Origin of the sequence: Aeromonas bivalvium, assembly GCF_046078285.1 — a bacterium.
GTDB lineage: Bacteria > Pseudomonadota > Gammaproteobacteria > Enterobacterales > Aeromonadaceae > Aeromonas > Aeromonas bivalvium.
In genome coordinates this window covers 862,045-880,485 of sequence record NZ_JBGXBV010000001.1, presented here as the reverse complement: position 1 = coordinate 880,485, position 18,441 = coordinate 862,045, and the positions used below count along the sequence as shown (strand labels likewise).

General features: G+C 61.1%; 14 protein-coding genes. 7 read left to right on the top strand and 7 right to left on the bottom strand.

Annotated features, from left to right (window positions below):
- Nucleotides 1-124 precede the first annotated feature (124 nt).
- Nucleotides 125-973 (bottom strand): DUF72 domain-containing protein, encoded by an 849-nt coding sequence (locus ACEUCR_RS03995; RefSeq protein WP_408788172.1) that lies wholly within the window; start codon nt 971-973, stop codon nt 125-127.
- Nucleotides 974-1,391: 418 nt separating this feature from the next.
- On the opposite strand from ACEUCR_RS03995, the gene aspS reads away from it, so the two are divergent.
- The 3 genes from aspS to ACEUCR_RS03980 all read left to right on the top strand — a co-directional run bounded on the left by aspS (nt 1,392) and on the right by ACEUCR_RS03980 (nt 6,027).
- Nucleotides 1,392-3,170, top strand: a complete 1,779-nt coding sequence (gene aspS / locus ACEUCR_RS03990; RefSeq protein WP_111873592.1) for an aspartate--tRNA ligase — start codon at nt 1,392-1,394, stop codon at nt 3,168-3,170.
- A 79-nt stretch (nt 3,171-3,249) separates the two neighbouring features.
- On the top strand, nt 3,250-3,990 hold the full coding sequence (locus ACEUCR_RS03985) for a YebC/PmpR family DNA-binding transcriptional regulator (RefSeq protein ID WP_408788170.1): 741 nt from the start codon (nt 3,250-3,252) through the stop codon (nt 3,988-3,990).
- Nucleotides 3,991-4,401: 411 nt separating this feature from the next.
- Entirely contained in the window at nt 4,402-6,027 is a 1,626-nt protein-coding gene (locus tag ACEUCR_RS03980; protein ID WP_408746322.1) for a phosphoethanolamine transferase, read from the top strand.
- 414 nt (nt 6,028-6,441) lie between these two features.
- Here the strand turns inward: ACEUCR_RS03980 and nagC are convergent, their stop codons facing one another.
- The 3 genes from nagC to nagB are packed head-to-tail and all read right to left on the bottom strand — an operon-like array spanning nt 6,442 to nt 9,616.
- On the bottom strand, nt 6,442-7,656 hold the full coding sequence (nagC, locus tag ACEUCR_RS03975) for a DNA-binding transcriptional regulator NagC (protein WP_162625761.1): 1,215 nt from the start codon (nt 7,654-7,656) through the stop codon (nt 6,442-6,444).
- A gap of 4 nt (nt 7,657-7,660) precedes the next feature.
- Nucleotides 7,661-8,806 carry an N-acetylglucosamine-6-phosphate deacetylase gene (gene nagA / locus ACEUCR_RS03970; protein WP_041997744.1) on the bottom strand — a complete coding sequence of 382 codons (1,146 nt, stop codon included), beginning with the start codon at nt 8,804-8,806 and terminating at the stop codon, nt 7,661-7,663.
- Nucleotides 8,807-8,815: 9 nt separating this feature from the next.
- Nucleotides 8,816-9,616, bottom strand: a complete 801-nt coding sequence (nagB, locus tag ACEUCR_RS03965; protein ID WP_041997745.1) for a glucosamine-6-phosphate deaminase — start codon at nt 9,614-9,616, stop codon at nt 8,816-8,818.
- Nucleotides 9,617-9,878: 262 nt separating this feature from the next.
- Between nagB and nagE the strand changes: the two genes are divergently transcribed.
- The 3 genes from nagE to glnS all read left to right on the top strand — a co-directional run bounded on the left by nagE (nt 9,879) and on the right by glnS (nt 16,214).
- Nucleotides 9,879-11,333, top strand: coding sequence for an N-acetylglucosamine-specific PTS transporter subunit IIBC (gene nagE, locus ACEUCR_RS03960; protein ID WP_408788167.1), 1,455 nt, complete (start codon nt 9,879-9,881; stop codon nt 11,331-11,333).
- 141 nt (nt 11,334-11,474) lie between these two features.
- A complete protein-coding gene (locus ACEUCR_RS03955) occupies nt 11,475-14,138 on the top strand; it encodes a beta-N-acetylhexosaminidase (protein ID WP_408788164.1) in 2,664 nt (887 codons plus the stop codon).
- A 414-nt stretch (nt 14,139-14,552) separates the two neighbouring features.
- Nucleotides 14,553-16,214, top strand: coding sequence for a glutamine--tRNA ligase (gene glnS / locus ACEUCR_RS03950; RefSeq protein WP_408788161.1), 1,662 nt, complete (start codon nt 14,553-14,555; stop codon nt 16,212-16,214).
- A 116-nt stretch (nt 16,215-16,330) separates the two neighbouring features.
- Here the strand turns inward: glnS and fur are convergent, their stop codons facing one another.
- A complete protein-coding gene (fur, locus tag ACEUCR_RS03945; RefSeq protein ID WP_005894855.1) occupies nt 16,331-16,759 on the bottom strand; it encodes a ferric iron uptake transcriptional regulator in 429 nt (142 codons plus the stop codon).
- A 242-nt stretch (nt 16,760-17,001) separates the two neighbouring features.
- Between fur and ACEUCR_RS03940 the strand changes: the two genes are divergently transcribed.
- Nucleotides 17,002-17,499 (top strand): DUF4442 domain-containing protein, encoded by a 498-nt coding sequence (locus tag ACEUCR_RS03940; RefSeq protein WP_041997750.1) that lies wholly within the window; start codon nt 17,002-17,004, stop codon nt 17,497-17,499.
- 68 nt (nt 17,500-17,567) lie between these two features.
- On the opposite strand, the gene fldA is transcribed toward ACEUCR_RS03940, so the two are convergent.
- Nucleotides 17,568-18,092, bottom strand: a complete 525-nt coding sequence (fldA, locus tag ACEUCR_RS03935) for a flavodoxin FldA (RefSeq protein ID WP_041997751.1) — start codon at nt 18,090-18,092, stop codon at nt 17,568-17,570.
- Between the two features lie 39 nt (nt 18,093-18,131).
- A complete protein-coding gene (gene ybfE, locus ACEUCR_RS03930) occupies nt 18,132-18,428 on the bottom strand; it encodes a LexA regulated protein (protein WP_041997752.1) in 297 nt (98 codons plus the stop codon).
- Nucleotides 18,429-18,441 lie beyond the last annotated feature (13 nt).

The window sequence follows — 18,441 nt, the reverse complement described above, 5'->3', positions numbered from 1 at the left end:
CGGGCCGCTCGCACGGGCCATCCTGCTGACCCGTCATTGGGGCGCTAGTGTAGAGGATTGCCGCTCATTTGTCTTGAACGGGGCAGGCGGGGGGCTGCAAATTTTCGGCTTTTTTTTCTGCTGACTAAAACATCAGCACCCCTTGGCGGGCGCGGTCCTTCTCCCCCGGCCAGGGGGCCATCGCCTGACCGAGCAGGCGGCTGACCTGACGCGCCAGTTCCGGGGCCAGGGTGTTGTCGGCGGTGTGAATGAAGAGATAGAGATCCTTGCCCTCGGCGAGCCACTGTTGCCAGCGGGGCAGCCAGGGCGGCAGGAAGGGGTGGTTGTCCTCGGGGTGAGGAAGACCTATCAGGCGAACCACGGGGGCGTCCCCCGTGGCCAGCAGGTGCACCGGGAGCCTCGGCTTCTTGCCCTGGGCATCGATGAGGGCTGCTGAGGTGGCGGGCACCGAGAACAGCGGCCGGCTGTCGAGCATGATGCGGTTCACCCCCAGCGCCATCAGCATCCGGTTGAGGGCCCGCTCCGCCTCCCCCTTGGCGAAGAAGTCGGGATGGCGAACCTCGAGGCCATAGCAGAAATCCTTCGGCAGCCGCTGGAGGAAGGCCTGCAGGCGGGGCAGACCGTCGGGACCGAAGCGGGCGGGCAGTTGCAGCTTGAGCAGCCCCAGGGTGTCGTGCAGGGGTTCGAGCAGGGCGATGAAGTCCGTCACCTGCCGATCCACGCTCACCAGATCGCTCTGGTGGCTGATGGTCTGCGGAAACTTGAAGGCGAAACGAAATCCGTCGGGCACGGCGGCGCGCCAGCGCCGCACCGTCTCCTGGGTCGGCAGGGCGTAGAAGGTGGTGTTGCCCTCCACCGTATTGAACACGCTGGCATAGTGAGCCAGGTGCTCGGCGGGTTTGGCGCCCTGGCCGAGTAATTGGCCGGGCCAGACGGGGTGGGACCATTGGGGCAGGCCCAAATAGAGGCTCATGAGGCTTCCTGTCGACAGATTTCTCGCGTTTGGCCCCCTTTTTTGTCCCGGGAGCTAAAAAACAGGGCAAAGGAGGGGGCAGGTCATTTTACCCGTATGGGAGTTTTCCTCTATAATGCCAGCCCTTTTGTTTTTCAATTTTTGATGACAGCACAGGATGACGCCGAGGGCGCCAGTGCGGATATCATCAATTGGCAAGACTGCGAGTGCTCTCCGATGCTCCGCCGACCGACTGCCTGGCCGTCGCACGCCTGGATCGGCGGCACGCTTCCGGCGCCAGGGGGCCGGATGGTACGAGACTGATTTCACACCGGGTAAGAACGAGAATATGGCCAGCTGCGAGACAGACGGTGCTTGCCAATCGTGCCCGGCGACTCAAGGTAAACCGTCTCTCATACAATTTCGAAGGAAGAAGTCCATGCGCTCTATCTATTGCGGACAGGTCAATGAGGCCCATGCCGGGCAGACCATTACATTGTGCGGTTGGGTCCATCGTCGTCGCGATCTGGGCGGCCTCATCTTTATCGACATGCGCGACCGCGAGGGCATCGTGCAGGTGTTCTTCGATCCGGACAAGCCGGACGCCTTCGCCCTGGCCTCCGAGCTGCGCGGCGAGTTCTGCATCCAGGTGACCGGCGTGGTGCGTACCCGTCCGGACTCACAGCGCAACAGCGACATGGCCACTGGCGCCATCGAGGTGTTCGCCCACGAGCTCACCATCATCAACCGTGCCGAGCCGCTGCCGCTGGACTTCAACCAGGTCAACAGCGAAGAGGTGAGCCTCAAGTACCGCTACCTGGATCTGCGTCGCCCCGAGATGGCCAGGTACCTGAAGACCCGCGCCAAGGCCAGTGCCTTCGTGCGCCGCTTCATGGACGAGCAGGGCTTCCTCGACATCGAGACCCCCATGCTGACCAAGGCGACCCCGGAAGGGGCCCGCGACTACCTGGTGCCGAGCCGGGTGCACAAGGGCAAGTTCTACGCCCTGCCGCAGTCCCCGCAGCTGTTCAAGCAGTTGCTGATGATGTCCGGCTTCGATCGCTACTACCAGATCGTCAAGTGCTTCCGCGACGAAGACCTGCGTGCCGACCGCCAGCCGGAATTCACCCAGATCGACGTGGAGACCTCCTTCATGACCGCGCCCCAGGTGCGTGAAATCATGGAGGAGATGATCCGCAAGCTCTGGCTGCACATCCTGAACGTGGATCTGGGGGATTTCCCCATCATGACCTTCGACGAAGCCATGCGCCGCTTCGGCTCCGACAAGCCGGACCTGCGCCTGCCCATGGAGCTGGTGGATGTGGCAGACCTGCTGACCGCGGTGGAATTCGCCGTGTTCGCCGGCCCCGCCAACGACCCCAAAGGCCGCGTGGCGGCCCTGAAGGTGCCGGGCGGCGCCGAACTCTCCCGCAAGCAGATCGACGAGTACACCAAGTTCGTCGGCATCTACGGTGCCAAGGGCCTGGCCTGGATGAAGGTCAACGATGCGGCCAACGGCATCGAAGGGGTACAGTCCCCGGTGGCCAAGTTCCTCTCTGACGAGATCGTGCGCGAGATCCTGGCCCGCACCGGCGCCGCCGACGGCGACATCCTCTTCTTCGGCGCCGACTCCAAGAAGGTGGTGTGCGACGCCATGGGCGCCCTGCGCCTGAAGGTGGGCCGCGATCTGGGCCTGGTGGAGAACGTCTGGAAGCCGCTCTGGGTCATCGACTTCCCCATGTTCGAGGAAGATGGCGAAGGCGGTCTGGCCGCCATGCACCACCCCTTCACCGCACCGAGCAACCTGGGCCCGGGCGAGCTCAAGGCCAACCCTCTGGGTGCCTACGCCAACGCCTACGACATGGTGATCAACGGCTACGAAGTGGGTGGCGGCTCTGTGCGTATCCACAACAGCGAGATGCAGTCCACCGTGTTCGACATCCTGGGGATCACGGCGGACGAGCAGCGCCTCAAGTTCGGCTTCCTGCTGGATGCCCTGAAATACGGCACCCCGCCCCACGCCGGTCTGGCGTTCGGTCTGGACCGCCTCAGCATGCTGCTGACCGGCACCGACAACATCCGGGATGTCATCGCCTTCCCGAAAACCACGGCGGCCGCCTGTCTGATGACAGATGCCCCGAGCTTTGCCAACCCGGCCCAGCTGGGTGAGCTGGCCATCGCCACCGTTGCCAAGGCCGAGGCCCAAGGGGAAGCCTGATGAAGAGGGGCGGGGCCCTGAGCCTCGCGCCCATCATGGTGTTATCTTATTGATATTAAAAATATAACGGAGAGTTTTTATGGCAGGTCACAGTAAATGGGCCAACATCAAACACCGCAAGGCGGCGCAAGACGCCAAGCGTGGCAAGATCTTCACCAAGCTGATCCGCGAAATCACCACCTCCGCGCGTCTGGGTGATGCGGATCCTGCCAACAACCCGCGCCTGCGTGCGGCGGTGACGGCGGCCCTGACCAGCAACATGACCCGTGACACCATCAACCGCGCCATCGCCCGTGGGGCTGGCGGCGGTGACGGCGAACAGCTCGAGACCATAGTCTACGAAGGGTACGGCCCGGCCGGTTCCGCCGTCATGGTGGAGTGCCTGACCGACAACCGCAACCGTACCGTGGCCGAAGTGCGTCACGCCTTCAGCAAGTGCGGCGGCAACCTGGGGACCGACGGCTCCGTGGCCTATCTGTTCACCAAGAAAGGGGTACTGACCTTCGTGGGCGCCGATGAAGACGCCCTGATGGACGCTGCCCTGGAAGCGGGGGCCGACGACGTGGTGACCGAAGAGGATGGCACCATCGAGGTCTACACCACCCCGAACGACTTCGGTACCGTGCTGGACGGTCTGGAAGCGGCCGGCTTCAAGCCCGAGAGCGCCGAAGTGACCATGATCCCCTCCACCGAGGCGGAGCTGGATGCCGAGACCGCGCCCAAGCTGATGCGCCTCATCGACATGCTGGAAGATCTGGACGACGTGCAGGAGGTGTACCACAACGGCTCCATCTCCGACGAGATTGCCGCGACCCTGTGATCTCCCAGAGCAAGGGCGACCACAAGAGTCCTCTTCTCCGGCTCCGACGAGATTGCCGCGACCCTGTGATCTACCAGGGCAAAGGGGAGGGCGACCACAAGGGTCCTCTTCCCCCGGCTCCGTCGAGCGCGCGGCGACCCTCACCAGGTCCGTGAACACACAGGTGGCGACGCTCTGTTCGCCCCCGCAAAAACGGCAGCCCAGGCTGCCGTTTTTTTATCTGCCAGGTCGTGCCCCTTCCCCCTTGTGGTTCTATGCCCTCTCTTAATGTCCGCTTAAGTTTGCCGTCCTAGGATGACCCGTATCTGGACCTCCCTGGCTCTTGTCCTGTTTTTCAGGGCCGAGCGCCGGGATGGTCACCTCGAAGCCTGCTGGCAGGTTTCAGTTCCACTGGTTTGTCGGAGTCTCTCTATGCGCCTCACTCTGGGAGTGATGAAGGTCAATCTGTTGCTGGTGCTGCTGTTTGCACTGGTGTTCAACTGGCCCATTTTCCTGCACTTTTATCGTATTCTCACCGCGCTCGAGCATGTGAAGGCGGGGTTTGTCCTCTCCATCCCCCTGGTGCTGGTGGCCGCCCTCAACGCGGTGTTCCTGCCCTTTACCTTCCGCTATCTGCTCAAGCCCTTCTTCATATTGCTCATCATGACCGGCTCCCTGGCGAGCTACGCCATGCTCAAATACGGCATCATCTTCGATGTGGGCATGGTGCAGAACATCTTCGAGACCAACAGCGGGGAGGCGGGCTCCTATCTCAACGGCTCAGTGGTGCTCTGGTTCCTGCTCACCGCCGTGCTGCCGGTGTGTGCCCTGCTCTGGATCAAGGTGGAGTACCCGGCTCCCTGGTACAAGGGGCTGGGCCTGCGGCTCGGATCCATCGCCCTCTCCTTGCTGTTCCTGGTGGGGACAGCCGCCCTCTATTACCAGGATTACGCCTCCGTGGGGCGCAACAACAAGTCCCTCGGCAAGGAGATAGTGCCCGCCAACTATGTGCACGGGCTCTACAAGTACGCCCGGGATGTGGTCTTCGCCACCCCCATCCCCTACCAGCAGATCGGCACCGATGCCAGGGTGGTCGGCCAGCATGAGAAGCCGACCCTGATGTTCCTGGTAGTGGGGGAGACGGCTCGCAGCCAGAACTACTCCCTCAACGGCTACCAGAAGCAGACCAACGGCTTCACCGAGCAGGAGGCCAATGTCGTCTCGTTCAGGAACGTGCGCTCCTGCGGCACCGCCACCGCGCTCTCCGTGCCCTGCATGTTCTCCAACCTGACCCGGCGCGGCTATGACGAGGCCAGGGCCCACTCCCAGGACGGCTTGCTGGATGTGCTGCAGCATGCCGGGATATCGGTACTCTGGAAGGAGAACGACGGCGGTTGCAAGGGAGTGTGCAAAAACGTCCCCACCATCGAGATCAAGCCCAAGGCGTTCCCTGCATACTGCTCGGGCGATGCCTGCCATGACGAGGTGCTGTTGCAGGGGCTGGATCAGCAGATCGCCGGGATGCAGAGCCGGGAGGGGAGCAAGCTGGTGGCCTTCCACCTGATGGGCAGCCATGGCCCGACCTACTATCGCCGCTATCCGGCCGCCGATCGCGTCTTCCTGCCGGACTGCCCGCGCAGCGACATCGAGAATTGCAGCAACGAAGAGCTGGTGAACACCTATGACAACACCATTCGCTACACCGACAAGGTGCTGGCCCGGCTCATCGACAAGCTCAAGAGCCTGGAGAGCCAGTACAACGTGGGGCTGGTCTATCTGTCGGATCACGGCGAATCCCTCGGCGCCATGGGGCTCTATCTGCACGGCACCCCCTACAAGTTCGCCCCGGACGATCAGACCCGGGTGCCGCTGCTGACCTGGTTCTCTCCCCAGTTGCAGGCGGATCGCCAGCTCAATCTGGATTGCCTGCAGCAGGAGGCGGCCAGCAAGCGTTTCTCCCACGACAACCTGTTCCACTCGATGCTGGGCATCATGGACGTGCAGACCCAGGTCTATGACGGCAAGCTTGACCTGTTCAAGCCGTGCAGGGCGGGGTGAGTCGGATTGATGGAAGGCGACAACCCGTTGCCCCGCGCCATGCTCGGCATCATGGATATGCAGACCCAGGTCTATGACGGCAAGCTGGGTCTGTTCAAACAGTGCGGGGCGGGGTGAGCCGGATTGATGGAAGGCGACAACCCGTTGCCCCGCACCATGCTCGGCATCATGGATGTGCAGACCGTCTATGACGGCAAGCTGGATCTGCTCAAACAGTGCGGGGCGGGGTGAGTCGGATTGATGGAAGGCGACAACCCGTTGCCCCGCGCCATGCTCGGCATTATGGACGTGCAGACCCAGGCCTATGACGGCAAGCTGGAGCGGTTCAAGCCGTGCCGGGCGGGGTAATCCGGCAAAAAGAGCATAAAAAACGGCAGCCAGTGGCTGCCGTTGTTGTCTCGCAAGGCCCTGGCCTTACTTCTGCTCCATGATGATCTGCAGCAGATCCCCTTCCAGCAAGGCCCGCTTCACCAGGGCGAAGCCGCCTATGGTGGGCTGGTTCTGGAAGCGGGCTTTCACGATGGGCAGGCCACGGTGGAAGCTTGGCAGGGACTGATGCTCGACGCAGCGGCGGATGGCGGGGAAGAGTATCTCCTCGGCCTCGGTGATTTCGCCTGCGATCAGCACCTTCTGGGGGTTGAACAGGTTGACCGTGATGGCCACCGCCCGTCCCAGATGTTCCCCCACGTTCTCGATCACGCTGCGGGCCAGCTCATCCCCGGCCAGGGCGGCCTTGCAGACCTCCTGGATGCTGATGTACTTGTCCTGCAGGCTGCTCTGGTGGCCGCGGCTGATGAGCTCCTTCACCTTGTCGACGATGGCCTCGTTGGAGGCAATGGTCTCCAGGCAGCCGAAGTTGCCGCAGTGGCAGCGCTTGCCGAGCGGCTCCACCTGGATGTGACCAATCTCGCCGACGTTGCGGTTCTGGCCGAGGAACACCTTGCCCTTGGTGATGATGCCAGAACCCGCCCCCTGGTGAACGCTCACCAGAATGGAGTCCATGCAGTCACGGGATTCGCCGAAGAAGTGCTCGGCCAGTGCCAGGGAGCGGGTGTCGTTGCCGACGTAGCAGGGCAGGTTGAAGTGGTTTTCCAGCAGCTTGGCCAGGGCCAGGTTGCGGATCTGGTACTTGGGGGTGTAGATGACCATGCCCGATTCCGGGTTGACCAGGCCCGGCATGGTGAGCGCGATGCTGATGAGGTTGCGATTGCGCTCCTGATGGGCATCGATGAAGGCGCCAATCTCCCGCAGCAGCATGTCGACCACGGGTTGCTGGTCGATCTCGGTCACCTCCGTGATGTGCTGATCGAGCTCCTTGCCGTCGAGATCGTACAAGGAGAGGTGCAGGTAGCCCCGACCCAACTTGGCGGACACAAACTGGAACCGACTCTTGATGGTGGTCAGGGAGATGGCGCGCCGTCCGCCGGTCGAGGCCTGGGGCGAGGTCTCCTTGATCAGGCCATGCTCGATCAGTTGCCGGGTGATCTTGGTCACGCTGGCCGGGGCCAGGTGACTCAATTCGGCAATCTTGACCCGGGAGATGGGGCCTTGCAGGTCGATGAGCCGATACACGGCCGCGCTGTTTACCTGCTTGATGAGATCTACGTTTGCTATTTGTCCGCCAGTCATGATGTCACTGTTGTGTGTAGTGTCCGTTAACCACGGTCCCGAGGACCCTGAAGTCCTGATCAAAGACGGTGAGGTTGGCTATCTTGCCGACCTGGATACTACCGAGACGTGAGTCCCATCCAATGGCGCGTGCAGGGTATAGGGTGGCCATTCTCAGCGCTTCGGCGAGGGGCAGCCCCACCTGTTTGACCAGATTCTCCACCCCTTCGATCATGGTGAGGGCAGAACCGCCGAGTGTACCATTCTCATCGACGCACTGACCATCACGGAAATAGACGGTGGCGCCACAAAAATCAAATTTCTCAAAGCCTTCCGGTGCACCGGCAGGGGCGGTGGCATCGGTCACCAGCACCAGTCGCTCCCCCAGCACCTTGTGGGCGAGGCGCACATTGGCCCAGTGCACATGATGACCATCGACGATGACCCCGGTATAGACGTCATCCCTGTCGTAGATGGCACCGACCACGCCCGGCTCGCGGCCATTGACGGTCGGCGTCATGGCGTTGTAGAGGTGGGTGGCAAAGCGCATGCCGCTGTCAAACCCGGCCATGGCCTGCTCGTAGCTGGCGGCGGTGTGACCCGCTGAGACCAGGATGCCGGCCTCCACCAGGCGACGGATGTGCTCCGGGTTGTTGCGCTCGGGGGCCAGGGTGATCTTGGCGATGGCGTCACCGTTGGCGCAGAAGAAGTCGATCATCTCGTCGGCGGGCTGGCGGATCTGATCCGCCGGGTGTATGCCCTTGCGCTTGAGGTTGGTGTAGGGCCCTTCCAGATGCACCCCCAGCACCTCGTTGGCGCGGGCCTGCATGTAGCTGCGGGTCACGGCGACCGCCTGCTTCATGTCTGCATCCGGGCTGGTGATCAGGGTCGGCAGGAAGCTGGTGGTACCGGATTTGAGGTTGGCCGCCTGCATGGTGGCCAGGGTTTCGACCGTGATCGCCGAGTTGAACATGACGCCGCCACAGCCGTTGAGCTGCAGGTCGATGAAACCGGCACTCAGGTTGGCACCGTTCAGGTCGTGGCGAGCCACGTCCCGGGGCAAGTCCGCCAGGGGTTTGATGGCGACGATCCGGTCGCCATCGATGAGCACCCCGTGCCCGGTCAACACATCGCTGCCGGTGTAGAGGGTGCAGTTGGTCAATGCGTACATGTTGCCTCCTTACAGACGGCCGATGTTGTCGGCTTCCAGCTGCTGGAAGTAGCGCACCGTCTTGACCTTCAGCTCCATGGTGGAGGGTTCGTCACATACCATGAGTCCCTTCGGATGCAGCTGCAGGGTGGAGATGGTCCACATGTGGTTGACGCAGCCTTCCACCGCCGCCTGCAGGGCCAGCGCCTTGCCGTGACCCGTGACCAGGATCAGTATCTCCTCGGCATCCATCAGGGTGCCGACGCCCACGGTCAGTGCCAGCTTGGGCACCTGTTCCATATCGCCGCCGAAGAAGCGGGAGTTGGCGATGCGGGTGTCCTCGGTCAGGGTCTTGACCCGGGTGCGGGAGGCCAGGGAAGAGGCCGGCTCGTTGAAGGCGATGTGACCGTCGTTGCCGACCCCGCCCATGAACAGGTGGATCTTGCCGTAGGACTTGATCTTGTCCTCATAACGCTTGCACTCTGCCACCAGGTCCTCGGCGTTGCCGTTGAGGATGTTGATGTTTTCCGGGCGAATGTCGACGTGATTGAAGAAGTTGTTGTACATGAAGCTGTGGTAGGACTCAGGATGGTTCTCGGCCAGGCCGACGTACTCGTCCATGTTGAAGGTCACCACGTGCTCGAAGCTCACTTCACCGGCCTTATGCAGCTCAATCAGGCGCTTGTAGGTGTTGAGCGGGGTGCCGCCGGTGGGCAGGCCCAACACGAAGGGGCGCTCGGCAGTCGGCTGGAAGGCGTTGATGCGGTCGACGATGTAACGGGCAGACCACAGACCGACCTGGTTGGCAGACTTGAGGGGGATCAGGCGCATTTCGAGTACCTCTATTCGGTTGTTACCGGCATGGGCGCGGTAGCGGGTTCCTAGTTGTTTTATAGCGTAAATAAAGATTGCGAACTAAGCCACATGTATCGACTGCCTTTATCTCATTTGGGTGACAATGATCACGATTGTGGCTTTATTAATTTGCGCAGCGAAATAAAAGACCTAGACTGCCAATCAAGCCTTGATGGCTTATGCGTCAAACGTAATAAGCACTTAATTTCTAGCAAAACATTAACTAAGGAGAGGAGCCGTGAACATTCTCGGTTATTTACAGAAGATCGGCCGTGCCCTGATGGTGCCGGTAGCGGTCTTACCTGCCGCAGCGATCCTGATGGGGATTGGTTACTGGATTGACCCGAACGGTTGGGGTGGTGACAGCGCGCTGGCCGCCTTCCTGATCAAGGCGGGTTCCGCCATCATCGACAAGATGGCCATCCTGTTTGCCGTGGGTGTTGCCTATGGCATGTCCAAAGACAAAGACGGTTCTGCCGCGCTGGCCGGTCTGGTCGGTTATCTGGTGGTGACCACCTTGCTGAGCCCGGGCGCGGTATCCCAAATCCAGCAGATCCCGCTGGACCAGGTGCCTGCTGCGTTTGGCAAGATTGAGAACCAGTTCATCGGTATCTTGACCGGTGTGATCGCGGCCGAGCTCTATAACCGCTTCAGCAGTGTGGAACTGCACAAGGCGCTGGCCTTCTTCTCCGGCCGTCGTCTGGTGCCGATCGTGACCTCCGTGGTGATGATCGTGGTCGCCTTCGTGCTGATGGCCGTCTGGCCGGTCATTTACGGTGGTCTGGTGAGCTTTGGTGAATCCATCGTCAACCTGGGTTCCACCGGCGCCGGCATCTACGCTTTCTTCAACCGTCTGCTGATCCCGATTGGTCTGCACCACGCCCTGAACTCCGTGTTCTGGTTCGACGTGGCCGGCATCAACGACATCCCGAACTTCCTGGGCGGTCAGTCCTCCATCGACGCCGGCAAGGCTGTCGCCGGTGTGACCGGCATGTACCAGGCCGGCTTCTTCCCGATCATGATGTTCGGTCTGCCGGGTGCCGCACTGGCCATCTACCACTCTGCCAAGAAAGAGAACAAGGACAAGGTTGCGTCCATCATGATCGCCGCCGCCTTTGCCTCCTTCTTTACCGGGGTGACCGAGCCGCTCGAGTTCTCCTTCATGTTCGTGGCGCCGGTACTGTACGTCATCCACGCGTTCCTGACCGGTATCTCCGTGTTCATCGCCGCCAGCATGCACTGGATGGCTGGTTTCGGCTTCAGTGCAGGCCTGGTGGATATGGTGCTCTCCAGCCGCAACCCGCTGGCGACTAACTGGTACATGCTGATCCCGCAGGGTCTGGTGTTCTTCGGCCTCTACTACGTGGTCTTCCGCGCCGTCATTGCCAAACTGGGTCTGAAAACCCCGGGTCGTGAAGATGACGAGGCTGTACCGGCTCAGGCTCAAACCACCGACCGTACCGAGCTGGCCAAGCAGTACCTGGAAGTGCTGGGTGGTCATGACAACCTGGTCACCATCGATGCCTGCATCACCCGCCTGCGTCTGACCCTGAAAGACCGCAGCATCGTCGACGAGCGCCAGCTCAAGGCCCTGGGCGCCGCCGGTGTGGTCAAGCTGGGTGAGCAGAACCTGCAAGTCATCCTTGGCCCCCTGGCCGAGATCATTGCCGGTGAGATGAAAGCCCTGCGTTAAGTGTTACCCGGACGGGCGTCTGTCCCTGCCCGTCCGTTCAAGCCTAAGTCCATTGTTGACATAACTGAGGGCCCCGCCTTGGGGCCCCATATAAAAAAAGCCAAGAAAATCCAACCTTTACTTCAAACGAGAGCAGCAGTTATGAACTTGAAACATTCTCTGTTAGCCATTGCCATGTCTACCGTTTTCGCAGGCCCTGCACTGGCCGCCGATGCCGCCAAACAAGCCGTGGTCGATTCCCTCGCCAGCAACCTCGTCGTCAAGTACGAAGTCGTCACCAACGACGGTGCCGGCGCCGGCCTCGACTGTCAGGCGCTGGGCGCCGAGTGGGCGAGCTGCGGCGTTGCCAAGCTGCACCTGACCAATACCGGTGCAGACGTGACGTCCAAGGACTGGAGCATCTATGTCTCCTCCATTCGCCGCATCCAGCGGGTGGACAACGATCAGTTCGTCATCACCCACCTGACCGGTGACCTCTATCGCCTGACCCCGACCGACAAGTTCCAGGGCTTTGCCAAGGATGCCACGGTCGAGGTGCCCCTAGTGGTGGAGTATTGGGTATTGTTCGAATCTGACATCATGCCGAACTGGTATGTCTCCGCCAAGGGTGCCGAGCCCAAGGTGATCGCCAGCATGAGCAACATCGACGATGCCAGCAGCTACGAGAAGCCGATGCCGGCTGACGGCTGGAAGCGCACCAAGGACGACAACAACGTCCTGATGAACAGCGAAACCCGCTTCGCCGCCAACCAGACCAGCACCTTGCTGCCGGCGGCCAAGGTGGACAGCAAGATCCTGCCGACCCCACTCAAGCAGGTGGTCAAGGCGGGCCCCCAGGTGGATCTCTCCACCATCAAGCTCGATGCCCTCGACCTGCCGACCGACCGTGCCGATGCCATCAAGGCGCAACTGACCAGGCTGGGTGTTACCCTCTCCGACACCGGCTATCCGGTCACCATCAAGCTCGGCAGCAAGGTCAAGCAGGCCGAAGGCTACGATATGACCATAGGCCAGAAGGGCACCGTCATTCAGGGTCGCGACATCGCTGGCGCCTTCTGGGGTGCCCAGTCCCTGATCTCCCTCCTGGGGGTGGATGACAAGCGGGTGAGCCAGATGAGCGTCGAGGATGCGCCGCGCTTCGAATACCGCGGCATGCAGACCGACGTGGCCCGTCACTTCAGAAGCCCCGAGACCCTGAAGAAGCTGGTTGACCAGATGTCCGCCACCAAGCTCAACGTGCTGCACCTGGGATTGACCAACGATGAGGGCTGGCGCCTGGCGATCCCGGGTCTGCCGGAGCTGACCGAGGTGGGCAGCCAGCGTTGCCATGACGAGTCCGAGACCCAGTGCCTGATGCCGCAACTGGGCTCAGGTCCTGGCAGCGACAACCAGGGCTCCGGCTTCTACAGCAAGGCGGATTACATCGATCTGGTGCGCTATGCCAAGGCTCGCGGCGTGACCGTGATCCCCGAGATCAACATGCCGGCCCACGCCCGTGCCGCCGTGGTCTCCATGGAGGCGCGCTACCAGCGTCTGATGGCGGAAGGCAAAGAAGCGGAAGCCAACCAGTTCCGTTTGACCGACCCGGATGATACCTCCAACGTCACCTCGGTGCAGTTCTACGACAAGATGTCCTTCATCAACCCCTGCCAGCCGGGCGCCGCCACCTTCGTGGCCAAGGTCATGGACGAAGTGGCCCAGATGCACCAGGCCGCCGGTCAGCCCCTGACCGCCTGGCACTACGGTGGTGACGAGGCGAAGAACATCATGCAGGGCGGCGGCTATCAGGATCCGGCCGTTACCCCGGCCGCCGATCTGGTCGCCTGGAAGGGCAACGTCGACTCCAGCAAGCAGGACAAGCCGTTCGGCAAGTCCCCCCTGTGCCAGAAGATGATCGACGAGGGCAAGATCAAGGAAGTGGGCGAGTTGCCTGTGTACTTTGCCAAGGAAGTGAGCGAGATGGTCAAGGGCCACGGCTTCTCCACCCTGCAAGCCTGGGAAGATGGTCTGAAATACGCCAGCGGCGCCAAGGACTTCGCCACCGACAACACCCGGGTCAACTTCTGGGAGACCCTCTACTGGGGTGGCTTCAACGAGGCGATGAAGTGGGCGCACAAGGGCTATGAGGTGGTGCTCTCCAACCCCGATTACCTCTACTTCGACTTCCCGAACGAGGTGCATCCGGCCGAGCGCGGCTACTACTGGGCGACCCGCTTCAACGACACCCGCAAGGTGTTCGCCTTCGCCCCGGAGAACCTGCCTCAGAACGCCGAGACTTCGGTGGACCGTGATGGCAATGCCTTCGTGGCCAAGGGCGACCAGGAACCGGTCAAGTTCAAGGGGATCTCAGGCCAGCTGTGGAGCGAAACCGTGCGCACCGATGCCCAGTACGAGTACATGGTCTATCCGCGCATCTTCTCCGTGGCCGAGCGCGCCTGGCACAAGGGCGGCTTCGAGCTCGACTACGTGAAGGGCCGCGAGTTCTCAGGCACCACCAAGCACGTCAACAAGGCCACCCTGAACCAGGAGTGGAACCAGTTTGCCAACGCCCTGGCCCAGCGCCAGTTGCCCAAGCTGGATCAGGCCGGTGTCGAGTACCGTCTCTCGGTGCCGGGCGCCAAGGTGGTGAACGGCAAGCTGGAAGCGAACGTGGACTTGCCGGGTCTGCCCATCCAGTACAGCCTGGACGGCACCACCTGGACCGCCTATGACGCGGCGGCCAAGCCGACCGTCAACGGCAAGGTCTGGCTGCGTACCACCAGCTTCGATGGCAAGCGCACCAGCCGCGTCACCGAGCTGAACTGATGGCTCGCGATTGATAACGCAAGGTGGGTCGCAAGACCCGCCTTTCCCAAGGCCGGCGTCGCCAGCCTTGGGAAAGGTTGACTCTGCGTGTGAACCTTTGTTGTGTGTGAGTCTGTTTTGATGTTGTCATCACCTTCAACCCCGCCTGGTGCGGGGTCTTTTTTTGTCTGCAGGGCAGCACGGGGGCGCAACCTTGTCCCCCTGGCGGCCGAGACGGTCCCCGCGACAGGGGAGCGGGGCCGGGTGCCCACCCTCCCTGACGCCGCTTTGTCCATCATGGCCGCCACCTGGGCCGAAAGGGACAAAATTCCGGTTGAGGCGCGCGCCCGAATAGGGGATCATACCCGGCTTGACGGCGGGGGATCGAAGCCAGTGGCTCGCCCCTCGCCAGTGACGCGCATTTTGAGGTGAGCCATGACTGAGGCGAACAGCCCGAGCAACTTTATTCGTCAGATCATCGATGAGGATCTGGCCAGCGGTAAGCACAAGAGCGTGCAGACCCGTTTTCCTCCCGAGCCGAACGGTTATCTCCATATCGGCCATGCCAAGTCCATCTGCCTGAACTTCGGCATCGCCCGTGACTACCAGGGCCAGTGCAACCTGCGTTTCGATGACACCAACCCGGTCAAGGAAGACATAGAGTACGTCGAGTCCATCAAGCGGGACGTGCAGTGGCTGGGCTTCCAGTGGAGCGGCGAGATCCGCTACTCCTCCGACTATTTCGACAAGCTGCACGGCTACGCCGTCGAGCTCATCGAGAAGGGGCTGGCCTATGTGGACGAGCTCTCTGCCGAGCAGATGCGCGAGTACCGCGGCACCCTGACCGCGCCGGGCAAGAACAGCCCGTTCCGCGATCGCAGCGTGGAAGAGAACCTGGCCCTGTTCGCCAAGATGAAGAACGGCGAATTTGCCGAGGGCAGCGCCTGCCTGCGTGCCAAGATCGACATGGCATCCCCCTTCATGGTGATGCGCGACCCCGTCATCTATCGCATCAAGTTTGCCCACCATCACCAGACAGGTGACCAGTGGTGCATCTACCCCATGTATGATTTTACCCACTGCATCTCGGACGCCCTGGAGGGGATCACCCACTCCCTGTGCACCCTGGAGTTCCAGGACAACCGCCGCCTGTATGACTGGGTGCTGGACAACATCAGCATCGACTGCCACCCCCGTCAGTACGAGTTCTCCCGCCTGAACCTCGAATACACCGTCATGTCCAAGCGCAAGCTGAACCTGCTGGTGACCGAGGGGCACGTCAATGGCTGGGATGATCCGCGCATGCTGACCGTCTCCGGGCTGCGCCGCCGTGGCTATACCCCGGCGTCCATCCGCGAGTTCTGCAAGCGCATCGGCGTGACCAAGCAGGACAACATCGTCGAGATGAGCATGCTGGAAGCCTGCATTCGCGATGACCTCAACGAGCACGCTCCCCGCGCCATGGCGGTGCTGCATCCGGTGAAGGTGGTCATCGAGAATCTGGCGGCCGACGAGGTGCTGACCGCATCGGCTCACCCGAACAATGCCGAGATGGGCACCCGCGAGTTGAACTTCACCCGCGAAATCTTCATCGACGAGGCGGACTTCAAAGAGGAAGCCAACAAGCAGTTCAAGCGTCTGGTACTGGGCAAGGAAGTGCGCCTGCGCAACGCCTACGTCATCAAGGCCGAGCGAGTCGAGAAGGATGCGGACGGCAAGGTTACCTGCATCTACTGCTCCTACGATCCCGAGACCCTGGGCAAGGATCCGGCCGACGGTCGCAAGGTGAAAGGGGTGATCCACTGGGTCAGCGCCACCCACTCCCTGCCGGCCGAAGTGCGTCTCTATGACCGTCTGTTCAAGGTACCGAACCCGGGTGCCGAGGACGACTTCGAAGGGGCCCTCAATCCAGAGTCTCTGGTTGTCATCGAAGGGGCCCGGGTCGAGGCTTCCCTCAAGGACGCCAAGCCGGAGTTTGCCTACCAGTTCGAGCGCGAAGGCTATTTTTGTGCCGACAGCAAGCTCTCCAGCCCTGAGCACCTGGTGTTCAACCGCACCGTCGCCCTGCGTGACGTCTGGGGCAAGGCCGAAGCCTGACAAATCGCCTTTGGCGGCAGAGGGCAGGGGAGACCCTGCCACTCTGGTCCGGATTGCGGACACAAAAAAAGCCAGCGTCATGCTGGCTTTTTCATGGCTGCTCGCGGTCGGCGGCGTTATTCGTCGTGCTTGCAGTCCCCGTTGGCACAGTGGCCATACAGATAGAGGCTGTGGTTGGTCAGGCGGATGTTGTGATGCTTGGCGATGTCGCGCTGACGTTGTTCGATCACTTCATCGGAGAACTCGATCACCTTGCCACAGTCGAGGCAGACCAGGTGGTCGTGGTGCTCCTGGGTCGACAGCTCAAACACGGACTTGCCGCCCTCGAAGTGGTGACGGGTGACGATGCCAGCATCATCAAACTGGTTGAGAACGCGGTACACGGTCGCCAGACCAATCTCTTCACCATGATCGATCAGTCGTTTGTAGAGGTCTTCGGCACTGGTGTGCTGGCATTCCGGCTGCTGCAGGATCTCGAGGATCTTGACGCGCGGCAGGGTGATTTTGAGCCCGGCCTTTTTTAACGCTTGATTATTGTCTGGCATATTCAACTTATTCGCATTCTCGAAGGTGGGGTTATTCTGAGTGACTGGCGCGGGAATGGCAACCTTGAACTCAGATCCAATGTCATTATAGGTCGTACGGTCACATAAAATAAACCCAGTAATTCAAAGGGTTTAGCATCTATTTTCCGTCGAAAGACTGGGATTGGATTATTTTGCTCCCCTTGCCTGCCTTCGAATTGTTGTTAAGATGTAACACCTGTTTATCTGGTCGGATGAGATCCATGGATTGGCTTTTTGACAATGCGGCCTGGGTGCGCCGCGCCCTCAACGCCTGGCCTCCTTTCTGGGGTGCCGGCATCAAGATAGAAACCCTGAGCGATGACTTCCGGTTCTGCCGGGTGACCTTGAAGTCCCGCTGGTGGAACAAGAATGCCAACCGGACCCAGTTTGGCGGCAGCATGTTCGCCATGACGGATCCCATCTACCCGCTGATGCTGATGGGGTATTTCAAGAACCACTACTACGTCTGGGACAAGGCGGGCAGCATCAACTACATCAAGCCGGGCAAGGGCAAGCTCATCGCCGAGTTCAATCTGACCGAGGCCAAGCTGACCGAGATAGCGGCGGCGACGCGCCAGGGGGACAAGCATTTTCCCGAGTTCGATGTGCTGGTCCTGGATCAGAAGGGCGAGCTGGTGGCCGAGATCAGGCGCACCCTCTATGTGCGCCAGCGCAAGGAGCACAGGGAAACGGGAACACAGGGGCGTCAGGGGGCATGACGGCGTCTGCCGACAGAAAAATGCCATAAAAAAACGGCCCGATCGGGCCGTTTTTCAACAGACATGTCTCACTCCAGTTCGGCGAGGCACATCTCTTCATGGATCTGCTTGCACCAGCCCTTGACGCGCTCGGCGGTCAGCTCGGGCTGGCGATCCTCATCGATCCCCAGACCGACGAAGTGCTTGTCATCGACCAGGGCCTTGGAGGCCTCGAAGTCGTAACCTGCGGTTGGCCAGTGGCCTATGATGATGGCGCCCTTGGCCTCGACGATGTCACGCAGGGTGCCCATGGCGTCGAGGAAGTACTCGGAATAGTCTTCCTGATCGCCGCAACCGAAGATGGCGACCAGCTTGTCGGTGAAGTCGATCTCTTCGAGTTCCGGGAAGAAGTCGTCCCAATCGGCTTGGGCTTCGCCGTAGTACCAAGTCGGGATGCCGAACATCAGCAGACTGAAGCTGTCGATGTCGGCCTTGCTGCTCTTGGCGATGTCACGGACTTCAATCAGTTGTTTGCCCAGCTCTTTCTGGATCATCTTGGCGACAGCTTCGGTATTACCGGTATCGCTGCCGAAAAACAGACCTACACTTGCCATAGTGTTTAGTTACCCGTATTTGGTGTTGATGCTTAACGGTCAGATCAGCTGACCCGCCACGAGGGCAGAGTCGATCTGTTGCTTCAGGATAGATTGGATCAGCTCGGCGCGGCTGACGTTCTGTTGCAGCGCAAGTTGGTTCAGGCGCTCCAGCAACTCGGCCTCCACCTTTAACTCTACCCGCTTCAGTCCATTCTCCCGATCGCGCTTGAGCTGATTGCGCTTGTTGATCTTGAGCTGGGTCTCGCGGGGGAGTGGGTTGGTCTTTGGCCTGCCGGGGCGCTTCTCATTTGCGAACAGATCCAGTGTTGTTCGATCAGTTTGCTGTTTGGCCATACTTCATCTATGA

Coding starts and splice junctions, on each gene's coding strand:
- ACEUCR_RS03940 (WP_041997750.1), top strand. CDS start 17,002: ATGGATTGGCTTTTTGACAATGCGGCCTGGGTGCGCCGCGCCCTCAAC.
- nagA (WP_041997744.1), bottom strand. CDS start 8,806: ATGTACGCATTGACCAACTGCACCCTCTACACCGGCAGCGATGTGTTG.
- fur (WP_005894855.1), bottom strand. CDS start 16,759: ATGCCAGACAATAATCAAGCGTTAAAAAAGGCCGGGCTCAAAATCACC.
- ACEUCR_RS03995 (WP_408788172.1), bottom strand. CDS start 973: ATGAGCCTCTATTTGGGCCTGCCCCAATGGTCCCACCCCGTCTGGCCC.
- ACEUCR_RS03955 (WP_408788164.1), top strand. CDS start 11,475: ATGAACTTGAAACATTCTCTGTTAGCCATTGCCATGTCTACCGTTTTC.
- fldA (WP_041997751.1), bottom strand. CDS start 18,092: ATGGCAAGTGTAGGTCTGTTTTTCGGCAGCGATACCGGTAATACCGAA.
- ACEUCR_RS03985 (WP_408788170.1), top strand. CDS start 3,250: ATGGCAGGTCACAGTAAATGGGCCAACATCAAACACCGCAAGGCGGCG.
- ACEUCR_RS03980 (WP_408746322.1), top strand. CDS start 4,402: ATGCGCCTCACTCTGGGAGTGATGAAGGTCAATCTGTTGCTGGTGCTG.
- glnS (WP_408788161.1), top strand. CDS start 14,553: ATGACTGAGGCGAACAGCCCGAGCAACTTTATTCGTCAGATCATCGAT.
- aspS (WP_111873592.1), top strand. CDS start 1,392: ATGCGCTCTATCTATTGCGGACAGGTCAATGAGGCCCATGCCGGGCAG.
- nagB (WP_041997745.1), bottom strand. CDS start 9,616: ATGCGCCTGATCCCCCTCAAGTCTGCCAACCAGGTCGGTCTGTGGTCT.
- nagC (WP_162625761.1), bottom strand. CDS start 7,656: ATGACTGGCGGACAAATAGCAAACGTAGATCTCATCAAGCAGGTAAAC.
- ybfE (WP_041997752.1), bottom strand. CDS start 18,428: ATGGCCAAACAGCAAACTGATCGAACAACACTGGATCTGTTCGCAAAT.